Below are 17,498 nucleotides of genomic sequence, written 5' to 3'. Positions count from 1 at the left end.
TGGAATTGCTAGGCGGGGAAAGTCTCGCCTGCCAGATTGCAAATGGTGTCGATGGCGAACTGCATGATCGCCGGCGGGCGGACGAAAGGCAAGCGGATGAAGTCGCCAAAATTCTCATTGGCGGAGTAGCCGGGGCCGGCCGACAGGAATAGGCGGTGGCGTTGTGCCTCTTGGCACAGCGCCACTGTATCGACACCGGGCATGTGGATCCACATGGCAGTGCCGCCCGCAGGACGCGACCAGCGCCATCGGCCTTGGACGCGCTCCGTAATGAGATCCTCGGCGGCTTTCAGGTGGCCGGCAACCTCCTGGTGACGATAAGTCCGTGCTTCGCTGATGTTTTCGAGCAGGCCGACGGCGAGATGCTGATCGAACATCGAACAACCGAGGTCGTTGACCGCTTTGAAACTCGCGAGCCGCTTCACGACTGGAGGCGTAGACCTGATCCAGCCGATGCGGATACCACCCCAGAACAGCTTCGATAGCGTTCCGATCGTTGCGACGAGCTCCGGATTCGTCTGGCCGGCGAGTGGACGCGGTGTTGTTCCAGCGAGGGTGGAAAGTTCGTTTTGCGCACCATCTTCGATGAGGAAAGTCGGGTAACGTTCTAGCAGATCCACAAGCTTGCGGCGACTGGCATCGTCCAGCGATCGCCCCGTCGGGTTATGCGCTTCCGGAAAAAGATAGAGAAGCTTTGGCCGGTTCCTGAGCGCCTTTTCCAATTCGACCATGTTCAGACCGGTATCTGTGGCAGCAACTGGAACAATCCGCGCATTGCGCCGGCGAAAGGCCTCCAACGAGCCGCGATAGACCGGGTTTTCGACAACGACTGCATCCGACGGATCGACAAGGGCGTTGGCGAGAAGCCAAACCGCCTGCTGGGCGCCGCTGGTAATCAGAATATTGTCGGGATGGGTCGGAAGTCCGAGGTCTGTATAGTAACGAGCGACAGCCCAGCGGAGCGCAGGCAGACCGGAGGCATCGTAACCAAGGCCTGCGGCCACGCTCGCAAGATCGGCACCGCGCAAAGCGGCAAGCATTCGGGTGAGAACGGGTGAGGGCGGCAGGGCGCCGCTGGTCATATCGATATCCTGGGGGAGCGCCAAGACTTCGCCGGCAAGGCGCGTATGCGCAGCCCCCGAGGTGGTTGCAGACGCAACGATGCGATGGCCGCTGCCATGCCGGCTGTCCAGCACTTCCGCATCCCGCAAAGAAGCATAGGCCGCAACGACCGTTCCCCGGCTTACTGCAAGCGCCGTCGCAAGCGCTCGTTCCGAGGGTAACAGACCACCGACGGGCAGCTCTCTCGCGGCGATCAACTTGGCGATTGCCAAACTCAGCTGCTGGCTGATCTTGCCCTCGAGCATGCGCCAGTCACCAATGAGCCGGCTGATCCTTGCCGGTGAAATCCTGTTCATTCCTGATCCACTTCTCGACAAGTGGACTTTGTCAGATCTCGAAGAATGGAGCAACTTGGTTTGCGGAGAACGAGATGAAGGGCCTCGGTCAGTAGGCCCAGGGGAGGAAAAAATGGGATCTTTCGCCACCAGGGGCGAGCATGCGCCATTGGCCATACGGCAAGTCGTGCCAACGCGCTCGCATGCTGGCAAACGTTATCTAGTCCTCGGCGGTGCAGGCGGTGCCGGCAAGGCCGCCGCTGAACTGCTGGCGGCTGAAGGCGCCTCGGTCGTCATCGGCGATGTCCGCGAGCAGGCCTTGAATGAGGCAATTGCAGGCCTCGGGCCACATTCCAAAACGGTTTCTGGCGTCGTGGTCGACCTTAGCAGCGCCGAGTCTATCGCAGCGGCAATCGGGCAGGCTGAGTATCGGCTCGGCGCCCTGGACGGGCTCGTCAACTGTGCGGCCATCGTCCGACATGTCGATCCTCTTGAAACGCCCTGGACGGATTGGGAGCGCATTTTCTCCATCAATGTCTTTGGCGCGTTCGAAGCCGCGCGACTTGTCGCCAAGGCAATGATTGCGAAGGGCATCAAGGGCGCAATCGTCAATGTCGCATCGGAGGCTGGCAAGAAGGGACACACCCAGTCGCTCGCCTACAGCGCCAGCAAGGCGGCCATGATCAACTTCACGCGCGTCCTGTCTGAAGTGCTCGCGCCGAACGACATCAACGTGAACTGCGTCTGCCCAGGCGGCATGGCGACGGACATGCTCCGCGAGGTCGCAGTCGCCTATGGCGGTCTCGTCGATCAGGCTCCCGATGACGTGTTCAAGCAGCTCGTCAGCTCGCAATTGCGCCGGCACATCGATCCGGCCGAACTCGCGCGCACGATCTCGTTCCTGCTCAGCGACGACGCGATGATCATTCGCGGCCAGGCGATCAACGCCGATGGTGGCGATACGCCCTATTGAACCAATGCGCCCTGGCTGTTCGGCGCTTCTGCGTTCCGCAACTCCCGCGACATACTTGCCCTTGGAGTCTCAAATGACCACCACCAGCAAATTCCTGAATATCTGCCTCGGTTCCGCCCTTGCCCTTGCATTGCTTTGGGTGCCGGCCAAGGCTGAAGACGCCACCTACGTTCTGGTCACGCCCAGCCGCATTGGAGTGAACAAGTTCCTCGGCCTCGGAAAGATCGGCATCGAAAAAGCCGCAGAGGCTCACGGCGTGAAAGCGCGTATCTTCGAAGGCACCGATCCATCTACCCGCAGACAGAACGTCCAGGCCGCAATCGACATGAAGGCCCAGATCATCGCCGTCATGGGCTTTGAGTTCGGCGATATCATCGCCGATCTGGCGCCGGATTATCCGGAATCGAATTTCGTCATCATCGATACCTGCATTCCGGATGCGCCGAAGAATGTTCACTGCGCCGTGTTCCGCGAACAGGAATCCGCCTATCTCGCCGGCGCGGAGGCTGCCTTGACCTCGAGCAGCAACACGGTGGGTGTGATCGGCGCTCTCGATATCCCGTTCCTGCATCGCTACACCGATTCCTTCGCGCTCGGCGCAAAGGCGGTGCGCTCCGACATCAACGTCCTGCCGACCTCATGGATCGGCGGCGATAATCCCTTCCAGGATCCGGTGAGGGCGCAGACGCAAGCCGCATTGCAGCTCGCGAATGGAGCGGACCGCATCTATGCGGTCGCGGCGGGCAGCAATGGCGGCGTCTTCAAGGCGGTGGCTGACAAGCCCGGCGCGATGGCGATCGGCCTCGACGTCAATCAGTGTGGCGATGCTCCCGGCGCCATCCTCGACAGCACGCTCAAGCGCGTCGATGTCATTCTTCCTGCCACCATCGACGGCATCCTCAAGGGCTCCGCCAAGCCGGTAGTGGGCTTCGGCCTTGCCGAAGGCGGACTGGAGCTGCTGGCCATGTCACCGGACGTTGCGGCCTCCGGCTGCGCGGTCGCAAAGGAAACCGAAGTCATCGGCAAACTCAAGGAAATCCAGGCAAGGATCGTATCGGGTGCGATCGCTATCCCTGATCCCATGGCTCAGTGACGATTCCGGAGCACGACAATGGCCTTGCTTCAGATGAAGGGCATTACGAAGCGATTTGGCAGCCTTGCTGCCAATGACGGCGTCAGCCTCCAGGTAAACAGCGGCGAGATCCACGCGCTGATGGGCGAAAACGGGGCCGGCAAGTCGACCCTGATGAACATCCTCTATGGGCTCATCAAACCGGATGCCGGCGAAATCGTGATCGATGGCAAAACCATGGATTTTGCAAGCCCGCTCAGCGCCATCGCCGCCGGCGTCGGCATGGTTCATCAGACATTCAGGCAGTTTCCGAACCTGACCGTCTGGGAAAACCTGGTGTTCCAGAACGAGCCCGGCAATGGTCCATTTGTCTCAGCCGATGCCGCTCGCGATTTTGTTCGCAAGCTCGGCGCCAAGCACGGGCTCGAGATCGACCCCGACAGCCGTGTGCGCGATCTGGCGGTCGGCATACGCCAGCGCCTCGAGATTCTAAAGGCGCTGTCGCGTCAGGCGAAGATCCTGATCCTCGACGAGCCGACGGCCGTCCTCACGCCGCTAGAGCGCGACAGCCTCTTCACGGCCATGCGACATCTGGCAAGCCAAGGCATGGCGCTCATTCTCGTGACCCATAAAATTCCGGAGGTCACCGCCGTCACAGACCAGATCACCGTCATGCGTGACGGCCGCCTCACGGGTACCTTGACGACGGCGGAGACGAACGAGGCCGAGATCATCCGTGCCATGATTGGGCGAAATGTGCCGCCAACGGTCGCGACGAAGGTGGTGTCGACCGCAACGCCGATGCTCTCTGTCCGGAACCTTTCGATCCGCAAGGCAAATGTTGCCGTTGTTGACGATGTGTCTTTCGACGTTCGACCTGGGGAAATCGTCGGTATCGCCGGCGTTTCCGGAAACGGTCAGCCGCAGTTGATTTCAGCCGTCACGGGACTTGAGCGCGCGGTGGGCTCGGTGGTCGTCGCTGGGAAGGACGTTTCCGATTTCTCGGTCGCAGATCGTCGGTCCGCCGGCATCTCCTATGTGCCCGAGGATCGGCATCTCACGGGAACTGCCCCCGCAGCCTCGATTGCTGACAACATCGTCTTTGGCACGCATCGTGTTTCAGATGCCTCTCACCGGGGATTTCTCCGCAAAGAGGCCATCCGCACCCAGGCGCGCAGGCTGATTGAACAATTCAGGGTGAAAGCCACCTCGGAGCAGGTGCCTATCGGCTCGCTCTCCGGCGGCAACATGCAGAAAGTGGTCATAGCCCGTGAGATCGAGCACCAATCGCCGCTCATCATCATTGAGGAGCCGACACGCGGGGTGGATGTCGGAGCAATAGAATTTATTCACAAGACGCTGATTGCCGAACGCGACAAAGGCCGGGCGATCCTGGTGGTCTCATCCGACCTCAATGAACTGCTGGCGCTTTCGGATCGCATTCTCGTGATGTTCGAGGGACGGATCAACGCCAGCCTCACCGGAAACGATATGAACGAAAGCACCATCGGCGGCTGGATGATGGGGGGAGTACAAAGCGCATGACGACGGCGGGAGGCCTCGATACGAAATCAAGAATGGTGGCCATTGTGCTCTCCATCATGGCTGCGGTTGTCCTGGGAGGGCTTGTCGTTCTCTCGACCGGTGCCAATCCGCTCTCTGTCTATCGTGAGATCATCACCGGCGCCGTCGCCGGCCGCGGACTGGGCGAGACGCTCACTCGCGCCGTACCATTGGTCGGTATGGCCTTGGCGGCTGCGATCGCGCTGCGCGCCGGCCTCGTCAATCTCGGCGGCGACGGGCAGATGCTGGTCGGCGGGCTCGCAGCCGCGCTTGTTGCGCTTTACCTGCCGGCGCCGGGTGTCCTCAGAGCCGTGTTGGCGTTGCTGGCCGCCATGTGCGCAGGTGGCCTTTATGCCTGGATCGCGGCCATCCTTCAGCTAAGTCTCGCAATTCCTTTTCTGATCGCGAGCCTGCTCCTGAGCTATATCGCCCGCGGCCTGACATCCTATCTCGTTCGCTATCCCCTGCGCGATCCATCGACGGGTATGCCGGAAACCTATCGTGTCGCGACGGCAGCACGCCTGCCCAGCAGCATTCTCGAACTGCCGATCAGTTGGGGCATGGTGATCATGGCTGGGGTCGCAATTGCCGTGGTCGTCAACGACCGGCACGGCGTCAATGGTTTCGAGTGGCGCATGACGGGTCTCAATGCCCGCTTCGCGCAATATTCAGGAACGAACTTGCAGCGTCAGACACGCCGGGTGGCTTCCCTGAGCGGCGCCCTGGCCGGGCTGGTCGGTGCCCTGCTTATACTCGGACAGCAATATCGTTTCACCGATGGCGCCTTGCTTGCTCCGGGCTACACCTGGTCCGGACTGATGGCTGCGGTTCTTGCTATGGCAAGCCCGATTGCGACCATCATCACATCGATATTCTTCTCAGCCTTGCAGGTGGGTGGATTTTCCATGGAGCGGGCGCTTGGCTTACCAGCCGTCCTCACATGGGTCTTGCAGGCATTGATCATTCTTTGTCTCGCCGCACGCCCAATCTTCCTGAGGAAGCGATAGATCATGATCAATATGCTTCTTTCCCAGGTGCTCGATCTGATGACGCCGGTGCTGCTGGCGGCGATGGCCGGAGCGCTGTGTGAACGCGCCGGCGTTTTCAACATCGCGCTTGAGGGCAATATGCTCGTCGGTGCCTTCGTGGTCGTTGCGGCAAGCGTTGCCTTTGGCTCACCGGCACTCGCCGTGCTGCTGGCTCTCATCAGTGCTGCAATCTTCGCGACGCCACTTGCTCTCGGCGGCGCGCGGTTCGGCGGTGATCCGATCGTCATCGGCATCGGCCTGAACCTGCTTGCCTCCGGATTGACGACTTACTTTCTGAGCGCCCTGTTCGGCGTAACCGGCACGCTCGTCGATCCGTCCGTTACCGCTCTGCCTCGCTTCGGCATTCCGGGTCTTGCTGACGTTCCGGTGTTCGGCGCGATTGTCGGCGGACACAATGCGCTCGTCTATCTCTCATGGCTGCTGGTGATCCTCGTCAACATCTACCTGTTCCGCACACGCTGGGGCTTGCGGCTGCGCGGCATCGGCGAGGTACCGTCCGCGGCAGCGGCGATGGGCGCGAACGTGAGCCGCTATCAAACTACCATCGTTGTTTTCGCCGGCGCTCTTTGCGGGTTGGCGGGGGCAGAGCTGGCGCTTGGCTCCGTTGCGCTTTTTGCCGAAAACATGACAGCCGGGCGGGGGTGGATAGCTGTAGTCGCCGTAATGCTGGGCCGCGCCCATCCACTCGGGATCGCCTTGGCATGCTTCGGCTTCGGCTTGGCGGATGCGATCGGGCTACGGCTCCAGGGGCAGGGGCTACCCAACCAAATCACCGACATAGCCCCCTACGGCATCACTCTGCTGGCGATGATCGGCTTGGGGCTACGCACAGCTGCAAGAAAATTGAAAAATACGTGAGGAGGAAACGATGACTATGCCGAAGACCATTTATGTGGCGGGTTCCTGCGATACCAAGGGAGACGAGCTGCGCTACGTCGCGGAGCTGATCAGGGCTCAAGGGATGACCGCCGTGCTGGTCGATCTTTCGACGGCGACGCCGTCTACCAATGTCGACGTCGATGCGAAGACCGTCGCCGGCTTCCATGCGGGTGGTGTTGAAGCCGTCTTCACGGGAGACCGCGGTTCAGCCGTTTCGGCGATGGGCCTTGCGTTCGAACACTTCATCCTGTCGCGTAGCGACGTCGGCGGCGTTATAGGCCTTGGTGGCTCGGGAGGAACCGCGATGGTCACGCAGGCCATGCGGGTTTTGCCCGTCGGCACCCCGCGCGTGATGGTCTCGACCGTGGCCGCCGGCAATATCAGCGCCTATGTCGGCCCGAACGATATTTCCATGGTGAACTCGATTACCGACATTGCCGGGCTTAACCGCATTTCGCGAACGGTCCTGTCGAATGCCGCCAATTCGATCGCCGGCATGGTCCGCAATCGCAAGGAGGCAGAACAGGACGACAGGCCGTCGCTCGGCCTGACGATGTTCGGCGTCACCACGCCTTGCATCACCCAGGTTGTCGAGCAGTTGCGCGACCAGTACGAGTGCCTGGTATTCCACGCGACCGGCATCGGCGGTCAGTCCATGGAAAAGCTTGCCGTGTCCGGCTATCTGGCCGGGGTCCTGGACATCACCACAACAGAAGTATGCGATCTGCTGTTTGACGGCATTTTGCCGGCGACGGAGGAGCGTTTCGGTTTCCTTGCTCAGCTACCGCTGCCTTATGTCGGCTCCTGCGGCGCACTGGACATGGTCAATTTCGCTGGCATCGACACCGTTCCGGAGAAGTATCGTCACCGCAATCTCTATGTGCACAACCCGCAGATCACGCTGATGCGCACGACGGTCGAAGAAAACGTGGCGATGGGCAAATGGATAGGCGAGCGGCTCAATCGCAGCATTGGTCCAGTGCGCTTCCTACTGCCCCTCGGAGGGGTGTCGCTTCTGGACGCTCCAGGCCAACCGTTCCACGACCCCGAAGCAAACGCCGCGCTGTTCGACGCCATCGAAAGCACGGTGCAGCAGACTCAGGACCGCCGGGTGCTTCGGGTGCCGCATGCAATCAATTCCCCGGAGTTCTGCTCCGAAGCCGTTCGACACTTCCACGAAATCAGCACGAGGCGTTAGTATGAAGTTCAAAAGAAGTCAGTTGCTGGAAAAGTTCCGCCAGCAGATCAACGCAAAAATTCCCATTATCGGCGGCGGCGCCGGTACCGGCCTTTCGGCCAAGTGCGAGGAAGCCGGCGGCATCGATCTGATCGTCATCTATAATTCCGGCCGTTACCGTATGGCCGGAAGAGGCTCGCTCGCCGGTCTTCTCGCCTATGGCAACGCCAACGAGATCGTGCTCGACATGGCCCGTGAAGTGCTACCCGTCGTCAAGCACACCCCGGTTCTTGCCGGCGTGAACGGTACGGATCCATTTTGTAATTTCGACCATTTTCTCGACGAGCTGAAAGGGCTGGGATTTGCCGGCATCCAGAACTTCCCGACTGTCGGTCTGATCGACGGCACCTTCAGAGCCAATCTCGAAGAGACCGGTATGGGCTATGCCCTGGAAGTTGAGCTCGTCCGGCTGGCGCGCAGCAAGGACTTGCTGACGACGCCCTATGTTTTTTCGGTCGAAGACGCTCGTGCGATGACCGAAGCCGGCGCAGACATCGTTGTTGCCCATATGGGACTGACGACGGGCGGAGCGATCGGCGCCGACACCGCGCTGACCTTGGAGGCATGCGTGGAGGAGGTCAATGCGATCGCCGCCGCAGCCCGGAGTGTCAATCCCGACATCATCGTCCTATGCCATGGCGGTCCGATCGCCGAGCCGGAGGATGCCCGCTACATTCTGGAGCGGTGCCCGGGTTGCCATGGCTTCTATGGCGCTTCCAGCATGGAGCGCCTGCCGGTGGAAAAAGCGCTCGTCGAACAGACGAGAGCCTTCAAAAATCTTGTCATCAAACATTAGGAGGGGAATGTGGCCAAGGCATATGCAAGTGCAGTGATCGATGCGCCGATTGAAACCGTGTGGAAACTTGTGCGCGATTTCAACGGTCTGCCGAATTGGCATCCGGCCATTGCGAAAAGCGAAATCGAGGGTGGGCATGGCAGCGGCGACGTCGGCTGCATCCGCTCGTTCTATCTCACGGATGGCGCGCATGTGCGCGAACAGTTGCTCGCGCTCAGCGACGTTGATCATTCGCTGTCCTACAGCTTCGTGAAGCCGGCATTTCCGGTGAAGAACTATGTTGCAGGGATCCGATTGCTCCCGATCACGGAAGGGAACCGCACATTCGCGGAATGGACGGCTAGTTTCGACGAAGAGCCCGAAGATGCAGGAAAATACGTGGAGATCGTTTCCACGCACGTCTTCGCTGCCGGCTGGACAGCCCTGCAGGCCACGCTCAGCAAATAGGCAGGCGCTGATGCGCCATTAAGATCGGCGTCATTCGAATGCTTGGCGGAGCGCTTTAGAACGCGCTCCGCTTTTTCCGGAAAGGCCTCTGTCTCTTTTCTCGGAAAGCGATTTCCGCGGCCGTATCACGCCGGTTCGACATGGCGGCCCTTGAAAAAGATCAGGGGCTGCTGTTCGTTCTCCGACTGAGCGACGCTCATGTCGTTCATCAGCCCGATCACGATGCGATCGTCGCCGGCAAGATGTTCTTCGTAAAGCGTGCAATCGACCCAGGCGAGAGATCCTTCGATGACCGGATTGCCTGAAGTCGTTCCGCTCCAGGCGACGCCTTGCCACTTGTCACCTAAGGCGTTGGAAATTTCCCTTTGTCCTGACGCTAGAATATTGACCGAAAAGATGCCCGCAGCTCGGATCTTCGGCCAACTCGCCGAGCTGTGCATGACGCTGAAGGAGACCAAGGACGGCTCCAGCAAAAGGCTATGGAACGACTGGCAGGTAAATCCCACCGGTTGCCCTCTGATATCCGCTTGCCTATTGGATCGCCCATCAGTCGCCGGCGCGTCAAAGGCGGCTTCTCGTCCTCATACTGACGCCTTTCTGGACGAGTTCGCTGGTCAAGAATTTTGCCTGGCTGGTCCGGCTCGGCCGTAACGGTCCGTTCTCCAACCTGCAGCACTATCTGGGCATGCCGGGGGAGGGAACCTTCTGTTCAATCGAGGCACAGTGATATTCGCGATCACGCATACGCTGCTGCCGCTTGCCGTCATCATCATGTTTCCCGTTCTCAATGCGGTAAACCGCAGCCTGGTGTCGGCGGCCCGAACATTGGGTGAAGGCGGCGCGCAGACATTCTGGCGCGTCTATTTTCCGCTGACCATGCGCGGCGTGGCAACCGCCGGCCTGCTGGTTTTCATTGTGGCGCTTTCGCTCTTCATCACGCCGGCGCTGCTTGGCGGCCCAGCTCAGACCATGATCGGCCAGCTGGTCATCGAGCATATCAACTCCTATCAAAACTGGCGCGTGGGCAGTGCGCTTGCCGTCCTACTTACACTTATGACCATGCTTGCCGTCTTCGCCGGCGATTGGTTGTTTTCGCTGTCGTCGGCCATGGGAGGGCGGTTCGAAACTGCAGGGATGGGATGATGTGTTCATGCAGGTCAGTCCGACACTTGCGGCCGCGTCGACGGTCATTCTGGCAATCGTAACGCTGCTATTCCTGACCATGGAGCTCCTGCAGCGCAAGCAGCCATCGCAATAGGACGCGACGGCGCTGCCTGGGAACGGCGCGACAACAATGATAAGTCGACCCCATCTATGGATGGGGCCGGCTTTTGGCGTTGATACCGGATCAGCGCACGAAATGCGCGAGCTGCTTGCCGCTTAGTGAGCCGCGACAGTCCAGAAATAGTAGGCGAGCGGGATGGCAAGAAGATACATGCCGGTCGACACCTGTTTTGCCTCGCCCGACAGAACCTTGACGATAACGTAGAACAGCAGGCCTCCGGCAATGCCGGTCCCGAAACTGTTTGAAACCAAGGTCAGCAAGACCATCATCAGGGCGGAGAGACCGTCTGAAAAGTTCTCGAGATCGACTTTCTTCAGTGCGCCGAACATCGACATGCCGACGAGGATCAAGGCCGGTGCGGTGGCGGCGGCCGGGATCATCAGCGCGATGGGAGTGAAGAGCAGGGTGAGGGCGAACAGAGCCGCCGTTGTGATGGAGGCAAGGCCGGTGCGGCCACCTACTTCCGCGCCAGTGGCGGATTCGACAAGCGCCGTGGCTGAGGGAATACCAAGTAAAGGGCTGATCGTTGCGGCAATGGAGTCGACCAGGAAAGGCTTGCCAAGATCCTTCATATTGCCGGCTTCGTCAACCAGACCGGCCTTTGCACCGACAGCAAGCGTCGTGCCCAGCGTCGAGAAGAATTCCGAGGCGAAGAAGGCGAAGAGATAGGGGAAATATTGGATCTTGAGCGCGCCGAAGAAGTCGAGCTGCAGACCGATTTCGGAGATGCCGTGCGGTACGCCGAAAAATGTGGTCGGGAGCTTCGTGACGCCAAGCGGAATGCCGAGCAGCGTGCTGCCCAGAATGGCCCAAAGGATCGGTCCCGGCACTTTGCGCCCGCGCAAAAAGACGGCCAGGAAAATCCCGAAAACGGCGATGATGGCCTGTCCCGAGCTGAAGGATCCGAGCATGAGCGCATGGCTCTTGGCGTTGACGTCAACCAGCCCCGCATTCTTGAAGCCAAGAAGGGCGATGAACAATCCGATGGCCGCGCCCAAGCCGAGCTTGATCTGGGCTGGCACCATGCGGGCAATGACCTGGCGCACACCCAACACGGTCAAAAGCACGAAAATGACGCTCGACCAGAACGAGATGGCAAGACCGGTCTGCCACGGAATGTGTTCCAGAGCCGCCATTGTCGGCCCGACCAGAACCGAGCCGCCGATACCGGGGCCAACCACGAAGGGCATGTTGGCATAGAGCGCCATGAACAGTGTCGCCCCGATGATGACGAGGATGGTCGCCGTCGTCGCGGCCGCGCGATCGATACCGCCAGCCGAAAGCAGGGACGGAATCACCACGAGTAGATAGGCGGCGGCAAGGAAGGAGGTAATGCCGGCAATCACCTCCGTTTTCGTATTGGTACTGCGTTCACGCATGCGGAAATAAGTCTTCCACCACACTTCCGATGCTTCGCTTGGCTGCACAACATTCGTGTTTGAGGCCATCGTATATATCTCTCCTAAGTCGGCAATCATTGCCGTGCAGCCAGTGACGTCAGTTTGAGCCTGCGGCCAGAAGCGGTCTGATTTGCAGTGTCGTGCCGTCTGTCAGTCCAAGGTCGGTGACGTGCGGGCCGGGATTGCATGCAAGGCTGGCTCCGACGACCGCCTTGAAGGTACGAATTGGCGGCATCCAATCGGCGAACGCGTCGGCTGCCAAGCGCAGCTTGGCGAAATCCTCGGCAACCTCGTGTGCTGGAGCATCCGACAGCAGCCCGCAGACGGGCAGGGCGAGCAGCGCCGTAACCTTGCCATCCTCAGCCGTTGCCATGCCGCCGCCGGCATCGATGACGGCGTTGGCCGCCGCGGCCATATCCGCGGGGTTGCGGCCGAAGACCGTCAGGTTGTGGCTGTCATGCGATATTGTCGTTGCCAACGCGCCGCACCAATGGCCCCAGTCTTCCAGAATTCCGATAACGGGCGAGGGGTCTTTTCTCCCATGGCGGTGAATAACCGCCATGAGCAGCATGTTGTCAGGCAGGACGAGCTTGCCGTCCTTTACCTCGACGGCGGCCTCTCCCCATTTTGTGAAGCGAGGGCTGACGACGGTGTTGATGCGGGCCTCGGCCCTGCCAGGCAAGGCAATCTCGAAATCGGCTGCTGACAGCCTGGCAAGCTTTACCGTGTCGCGATACGCGTCCGCCCGTGCACTGCCATTGAGAACCTCCGCAAGTCTGCCGTCATTGGCGACCTCGCGCCCCGATGCGTAGACGCGATCGACCTTGATTTTTTCGAGGTCGGACAGGATGACGATATCGGCGCGTCGACCGGGAGCAATCAACCCGAGATCGTATCGATTGAGCCACATGGCAGCATTGAGCGTTGCGGCTCGAATGGCGTCGACCGGCCTCATGCCATAGCCAATAAGTCGCCTGAGAACGGACGACATTGCTCCATCGTTCACCAGATCATCCGGGAAGACATCGTCGGTGCAGATCGTCAGCGTCTGCGGCAGATGCGGTAGTGTCCTCAGTGCTTCGATCACACCGGGCAGCACATAGTCATGGGAGCCGCGCAACTCGACGGTAAGGCCGGCGCGCAATTTCGCCAGCAGATCTTCCCCGGACGTGATCTCGTGATCGGATTGAATGCCCGCCGCGACGAAAGCCTGCAAATCAGCGCCTTCGAGGCCGCGGGCATGGCCACAGACGCGCTTGCCGCTGGCGAGCCCCGCTTCGATGACCCCGCGCATCGGCTCGCTTCGCTCAAGCACGCCGCGCATGTTCATCACTTCAGCAACGCCCGAAATGTTCGGCCAGCTCAACATGGTCGCCATTTCGCCGGACCGGAACTCTGCGCCGGCAAGTTCCAGCCCGGGCGCAGAAGGCACACAGGACGGCGCCAGGGTTAAAAAGCGCAGCGGCAGCTGTTTCGTTGCTTCCAGCGCCCAGCGGATGCCTTCGAGACCGGCGACATTGCCAACTTCATGAGGATCCCAGCATACGGTCGTCGTGCCCTGTGGGACGACGGTTTCCGCATATCGCCTCGGCGTTACCATCGAGCTTTCAACATGCATATGCGTATCGATGAATCCGGGCGCAATGAAGCGTCCCGAAGCATCGATTGTCTGTTTGGCGTCGGTCCTGCTCGCTGCAGCATGAACACTCGCAATCAGCGGACCGACAAGGCCGATATCAGCCGGCCGAATCTCCGAGGTCGCGACATCGACGATCGTACCGCCAACGATCAGGACATCGAAAGGTTCGAGCGCAAGGGCGGCCCGCACCGCGCGATCGCGCAGGTCGGATGCATGGAGATCATGGGGTTCATTCGGCATTTGTGTCTCCCTGGGCGATGGCTGATGGCCGCGCGGTGGATTGCCTGACAACAAGTTCTGTCGGAAAAATTCTGCTGGTACTGGTCTCGCCGGCGACGAAGGAGAGAGCGTGCACGGCAACGGCCTCAAGATCCTGACGGACTGTCGTCAGCGGTGGCGAGACGATTTGCGCCCACATCAGGTCATCGAACCCCGTAAGCGATAGGTCAGCCGGTATACGGCAACCCCGCTCCCGAACGGCGAGCGCGAAGCCGATGGCCAGCGCATCATAGGCGGCCGCACAGGCTGTGAAGCGAGTGACGTCAAGTTCGCCGCCGAGAGCGCATCCCGCCTCAAAAGTCGCGTCGCTATGCGTCAACGTCGGCTCGATACCAGCCGAACGGAATATCTCGCATATTCCTCTGACACGCTCGCTTGCCACCAATGAATTCTCCGGGCCAGCAAGCACAAGAAGCTTGTCATGACCAAGCGCAAGCAGATGCTGCGCGATCTTGCGGCCGCCTTCGCGGTGATCACTCGCGGCGACATTGCCACCGGTGACCGCGCTGTCGATCACGGCAACAGGAACTGCAACGCTCTCTGGCATAACGGTCGTACCGCGCGTCGGTATGACGATCAGGGCGTCGACGCCGCGCGCGATCATATTCCTGATCTCGAAATCCTGTTGCTGCGGATCACCCTGACTGTCGCCGATGAGAACGGCAAGGCCGCGCTGCTTGGCCGCCCGCTCAATGGCCTGGGCGAAGGTTGGAAACAAGGGTTGACCGATGTTCGGAACGAGCAGTCCGACTGTATTGCTTTTGCCCGTGCGCAGCGCGCGCGCCGTATGATCCGGCACGTAGCTCAGCCTGTCTGCCTCAGCCCGGATCTGCTCGATAAGGGCCGGAGAAACGCGCCCCTTCCCGCGCAGAGCATTGGAGATGGTCGCCGTGGACACACCCAGCCTGTCGGCAATTTGGCGAATGGAAGAAGGGCGCGTTTCACTCATTTCGGTGGTCTTGATCCTTGTTGATTAAACGATTAATCAAGAGATGCTATTTTTGCAAGTGCTTACTTTCCAGTTTCCTAGGAAAGGGCTGACCTCGAGGGGTGCGAAAGAAACCTTACCAATACGCATGTGGCGGCACGCCTGCGTGCTGTCACCGATCAGGAGACCTCCCACCATGAAGGGAGAAGCTTCCCGTGTGAGTTCCAAAACGGCAGCCTATCCGAAAATCGGTGGATGCGTTTTGATGTAGTCCCAAAGACGGTTGGCGACCGGTCCATGCGGTCGGTCGCGACGGCGGGTGGCGACGAGTGCGACATCGGTGCCGGGGAAATGCTGCCCAGCAATCGAGAGCAGCCGCCCTTCGCGCAGTTCCTCCCCGATCATGAAGTGGGGCAGATGACCCCAGGCCATGCCGCGAAGCACGATCTCCTTCTTCATTGTATGATCGGCGACCGTGCATTGCGGTGCGCCTTCCACCACGTAGAAATTGGTCTTCGGAGTATCCCGCGCGGTGTCGCGAATGATGCACTGGGTCAGCCCGCGCATCTGCTCGGGGGTGATTGAGGGCGAGGGCGCAAACGGCAGAAAATTCGGGGCGACGACCGGTACGAACGAGATCGTGCCGAGGTCGATCCATTCGAAGCGCGGGTCGGACTTGTCTATCCAATGGAGGATCAGGTCAGCCTCATCGAGGAGGAGCCGCTCGGATGGACCTCCGATCGTCTCGAAATGCAAGTCCAGCCGCGTGTTCGGGTAGTCACCGAAAAATCCACCCAGTAATTGCAGCCCACCATGCAGCGGGCATGTATCGCCGAGAATGACACGCAGACGTGTTTCTTCGCCCATCGAGAGCTGGTGCGCATGCAGCCGCAAGACTTCCATTTCACCAAGCAGGGCCTGCGCCTTGCGATGAAAGGATCGCCCGGCCTCGGTCAGGCTAACCCGGTAGCCGCTGCGGTCGAGCAGTGCCACCCCAAGGGTTGCCTCGAGCTTGGCGATCGCCGCGAAGACGGCTGTGTGCGACCGGTTCAGTGCCGAGGCTGCGGCCTGGAAGCCACCTTCGCGGGCGACCGCATCGAGGCACTGGATTTCCTGGAGCGTGAAGGGCTGCATTGTATATTCTAATTACAATGATCTTCGAATCTTTTCAATTTTTTTTGAACGAGCGTCAAACTAGCGTCGCACTGTCTTCGGTAAACGCGCTCCACACGGAAAGCGCCAACAGCAAGTGAAGGTGCATATCATGACCAATAGCTCCGCTCAGCCCGCCACGCTCAATTATGACGAACCGACCGCCTTGTCGTTCTTCACCACTGGTGATGGCGTTAAGGTCGCTTACAGGGTCGATGGCCCGGAGGACCGCCCAGCGCTTATCCTTTCCAACTCTATTGCGACCGACTTGCATATGTGGGATCTCCAGATCCCAACCTTGGCCGCGCATTTTCGGGTTGTCCGCTATGATTTCCGCGGTCACGGCGGCTCCGATGTTCCGGCCGGCGCCTATTCCGACGGGCGGCTTGGCCGCGACGTGCTGGAACTGATGGATTGGCTCGGGATCGAACGGGCACATTTCCTCGGCCTGTCCCTGGGTGGCTGGGTCGGCCAATGGCTTGCCATCCATGCGCCGGAACGCATCGACCGTCTGATCCTCAGCAATACGTCTTCCTATCTCGGTCCGGCAGAGAACTTTGACCGGTCGATAGCCGCAACGCTGGCCGCGGCGGATATGCAGGAAACCGCCGAAACCTTTCTCGGCAACTGGTTTCCGAAGCCAATGCTCGCAGCGAATGGACCTGTTGTGCGCCAATTTCGCGACGTATTGCTGAATACATCGCGCCAGGGCCTTGCCGGCCTGTTTGCCGCCGTGCGCGACGCCGACATGCGCCGCACGATCACGCTTATCCAAAGCCCGACGCTGGTGATTGCGGGAGAGTTCGATACCGTGACCTCACATGCGATGGGTGAAGCGATCGCCAGCACGATCCCTGGGGCGAGACTGAAAACCTTCCCGTCCGTGCACTTCTCCAATATCGAATTTGCGCAGGAATTCGGCGAGGAGATCGTAGCGTTTCTCGATCCGCAATCGGTCTGAGGTTCAGTCGCAGGCCCCGACGAAGCCCGGAAAGCGCTGTAGACTGTACGACCTCGCAGCGCTTGCCGAGGATGGCTCCTTGAAGGGTAGCAAATAGATTTCGGCATTCGTCGTGACCGATCTCGCGGCCGTTTTCTTGGCCGCGAGCAATGTCAGCCGGAAGTCAGTTAGCCGGTTGCCTCGAGCGGAAGCGGCTTATCCAGCGATGAAAATATTCCCTTAGACGGTGGATTGAACTAAGCCGCTAATCGCGGCGATTTGTGGCGGCCTTTGAGGAGAGCGCCCTGACTGAGAGGATGGTGGTGTTGCAACCCACCCTTCAGACAGGAGGCCCCGATGGCTGAGATAAGCCCTCTTCGCCGCCGGATGATTGAGGACATGACGGTCCGCAATTTGTCCCCGGCAACCCAGCGATCCTATATCAACGCAGTCCAGAAGTTC

16 protein-coding genes and 1 pseudogene are annotated in these 17,498 nt (G+C 60.2%); 11 read left to right on the top strand and 6 right to left on the bottom strand.

What is annotated here, in order from left to right; translation table 11 throughout:
- Positions 1 to 8: 8 nt before the first annotated feature.
- A complete protein-coding gene (locus tag QD461_RS29095; RefSeq protein ID WP_414090698.1) occupies positions 9 to 1,418 on the bottom strand; it encodes a PLP-dependent aminotransferase family protein in 1,410 nt (469 codons plus the stop codon).
- A gap of 112 nt (positions 1,419 to 1,530) precedes the next feature.
- On the opposite strand from QD461_RS29095, the gene QD461_RS29090 reads away from it, so the two are divergent.
- The 8 genes from QD461_RS29090 (at position 1,531) to QD461_RS29055 (ending at position 9,413) form a co-directional block, all read left to right on the top strand.
- Entirely contained in the window at positions 1,531 to 2,370 is an 840-nt protein-coding gene (locus QD461_RS29090) for an SDR family NAD(P)-dependent oxidoreductase (protein WP_414090697.1), read from the top strand.
- Positions 2,371 to 2,443: 73 nt separating this feature from the next.
- Positions 2,444 to 3,463: a BMP family ABC transporter substrate-binding protein gene (locus QD461_RS29085; RefSeq protein WP_414090696.1), complete on the top strand. Its 1,020-nt coding sequence runs from the start codon at positions 2,444 to 2,446 to the stop codon at positions 3,461 to 3,463.
- 18 nt (positions 3,464 to 3,481) lie between these two features.
- Positions 3,482 to 4,987: an ABC transporter ATP-binding protein gene (locus QD461_RS29080; protein WP_414090695.1), complete on the top strand. Its 1,506-nt coding sequence runs from the start codon at positions 3,482 to 3,484 to the stop codon at positions 4,985 to 4,987.
- Complete coding sequence (locus tag QD461_RS29075) at positions 4,984 to 6,012, top strand: ABC transporter permease (protein ID WP_414090694.1); 1,029 nt, start codon at positions 4,984 to 4,986, stop codon at positions 6,010 to 6,012. The genes QD461_RS29080 and QD461_RS29075 overlap by 4 nt, the downstream gene beginning before the upstream one ends.
- Positions 6,013 to 6,015: 3 nt before the next feature.
- Entirely contained in the window at positions 6,016 to 6,912 is an 897-nt protein-coding gene (locus tag QD461_RS29070) for an ABC transporter permease (RefSeq protein WP_414090693.1), read from the top strand.
- A 10-nt stretch (positions 6,913 to 6,922) separates the two neighbouring features.
- Positions 6,923 to 8,131: a Tm-1-like ATP-binding domain-containing protein gene (locus QD461_RS29065; RefSeq protein ID WP_414090692.1), complete on the top strand. Its 1,209-nt coding sequence runs from the start codon at positions 6,923 to 6,925 to the stop codon at positions 8,129 to 8,131.
- Between the two features lies 1 nt (position 8,132).
- Positions 8,133 to 8,966 (top strand): phosphoenolpyruvate hydrolase family protein, encoded by an 834-nt coding sequence (locus tag QD461_RS29060; RefSeq protein WP_184709208.1) that lies wholly within the window; start codon positions 8,133 to 8,135, stop codon positions 8,964 to 8,966.
- Between the two features lie 9 nt (positions 8,967 to 8,975).
- Complete coding sequence (locus QD461_RS29055) at positions 8,976 to 9,413, top strand: SRPBCC family protein (protein WP_414090691.1); 438 nt, start codon at positions 8,976 to 8,978, stop codon at positions 9,411 to 9,413.
- Positions 9,414 to 9,538: 125 nt separating this feature from the next.
- Here the strand turns inward: QD461_RS29055 and QD461_RS29050 are convergent, their stop codons facing one another.
- The gene (locus tag QD461_RS29050) at positions 9,539 to 9,919 is read right to left on the bottom strand and encodes a flavin reductase family protein (protein WP_414090690.1); all 381 of its coding nucleotides are present in this window, start codon (positions 9,917 to 9,919) and stop codon (positions 9,539 to 9,541) included.
- A 217-nt stretch (positions 9,920 to 10,136) separates the two neighbouring features.
- On the opposite strand from QD461_RS29050, the gene QD461_RS29045 reads away from it, so the two are divergent.
- Positions 10,137 to 10,556, top strand: a complete 420-nt coding sequence (locus QD461_RS29045) for an ABC transporter permease (RefSeq protein WP_414090689.1) — start codon at positions 10,137 to 10,139, stop codon at positions 10,554 to 10,556.
- A gap of 237 nt (positions 10,557 to 10,793) precedes the next feature.
- On the opposite strand, the gene QD461_RS29040 is transcribed toward QD461_RS29045, so the two are convergent.
- The 4 genes from QD461_RS29040 to QD461_RS29025 all read right to left on the bottom strand — a co-directional run bounded on the left by QD461_RS29040 (position 10,794) and on the right by QD461_RS29025 (position 16,078).
- Positions 10,794 to 12,146 (bottom strand): NCS2 family permease, encoded by a 1,353-nt coding sequence (locus QD461_RS29040; protein ID WP_414090688.1) that lies wholly within the window; start codon positions 12,144 to 12,146, stop codon positions 10,794 to 10,796.
- A gap of 49 nt (positions 12,147 to 12,195) precedes the next feature.
- The gene (locus QD461_RS29035; protein ID WP_414090687.1) at positions 12,196 to 13,977 is read right to left on the bottom strand and encodes an adenine deaminase; all 1,782 of its coding nucleotides are present in this window, start codon (positions 13,975 to 13,977) and stop codon (positions 12,196 to 12,198) included.
- Positions 13,967 to 14,965 (bottom strand): LacI family DNA-binding transcriptional regulator, encoded by a 999-nt coding sequence (locus tag QD461_RS29030; RefSeq protein ID WP_414090686.1) that lies wholly within the window; start codon positions 14,963 to 14,965, stop codon positions 13,967 to 13,969. Before QD461_RS29030 ends, QD461_RS29035 begins: the two co-directional genes overlap by 11 nt.
- Before the next feature lie 216 nt (positions 14,966 to 15,181).
- A complete protein-coding gene (locus QD461_RS29025; protein ID WP_414090685.1) occupies positions 15,182 to 16,078 on the bottom strand; it encodes a LysR family transcriptional regulator in 897 nt (298 codons plus the stop codon).
- A gap of 130 nt (positions 16,079 to 16,208) precedes the next feature.
- Between QD461_RS29025 and QD461_RS29020 the strand changes: the two genes are divergently transcribed.
- Together QD461_RS29020 and QD461_RS29015 are read left to right on the top strand one after the other, a co-directional pair.
- Complete coding sequence (locus QD461_RS29020; RefSeq protein WP_414090684.1) at positions 16,209 to 17,057, top strand: alpha/beta fold hydrolase; 849 nt, start codon at positions 16,209 to 16,211, stop codon at positions 17,055 to 17,057.
- Positions 17,058 to 17,393: 336 nt separating this feature from the next.
- Positions 17,394 to 17,498, top strand: a pseudogene (locus QD461_RS29015) (transposase); the annotation flags it as partial.

Source organism: Rhizobium sp. BR 314 (genome assembly GCF_047445805.1).
GTDB lineage: Bacteria > Pseudomonadota > Alphaproteobacteria > Rhizobiales > Rhizobiaceae > Rhizobium > Rhizobium lusitanum_B.
Note: the sequence above shows the minus strand (reverse complement) of the source record. Positions and strands in the feature narration are given on the sequence as shown.

Coding starts and splice junctions, on each gene's coding strand:
- QD461_RS29095 (WP_414090698.1), bottom strand. CDS start 1,418: ATGAACAGGATTTCACCGGCAAGGATCAGCCGGCTCATTGGTGACTGG.
- QD461_RS29090 (WP_414090697.1), top strand. CDS start 1,531: ATGGGATCTTTCGCCACCAGGGGCGAGCATGCGCCATTGGCCATACGG.
- QD461_RS29085 (WP_414090696.1), top strand. CDS start 2,444: ATGACCACCACCAGCAAATTCCTGAATATCTGCCTCGGTTCCGCCCTT.
- QD461_RS29080 (WP_414090695.1), top strand. CDS start 3,482: ATGGCCTTGCTTCAGATGAAGGGCATTACGAAGCGATTTGGCAGCCTT.
- QD461_RS29075 (WP_414090694.1), top strand. CDS start 4,984: ATGACGACGGCGGGAGGCCTCGATACGAAATCAAGAATGGTGGCCATT.
- QD461_RS29070 (WP_414090693.1), top strand. CDS start 6,016: ATGATCAATATGCTTCTTTCCCAGGTGCTCGATCTGATGACGCCGGTG.
- QD461_RS29065 (WP_414090692.1), top strand. CDS start 6,923: ATGACTATGCCGAAGACCATTTATGTGGCGGGTTCCTGCGATACCAAG.
- QD461_RS29060 (WP_184709208.1), top strand. CDS start 8,133: ATGAAGTTCAAAAGAAGTCAGTTGCTGGAAAAGTTCCGCCAGCAGATC.
- QD461_RS29040 (WP_414090688.1), bottom strand. CDS start 12,146: ATGGCCTCAAACACGAATGTTGTGCAGCCAAGCGAAGCATCGGAAGTG.
- QD461_RS29035 (WP_414090687.1), bottom strand. CDS start 13,977: ATGCCGAATGAACCCCATGATCTCCATGCATCCGACCTGCGCGATCGC.
- QD461_RS29030 (WP_414090686.1), bottom strand. CDS start 14,965: ATGAGTGAAACGCGCCCTTCTTCCATTCGCCAAATTGCCGACAGGCTG.
- QD461_RS29025 (WP_414090685.1), bottom strand. CDS start 16,078: ATGCAGCCCTTCACGCTCCAGGAAATCCAGTGCCTCGATGCGGTCGCC.
- QD461_RS29020 (WP_414090684.1), top strand. CDS start 16,209: ATGACCAATAGCTCCGCTCAGCCCGCCACGCTCAATTATGACGAACCG.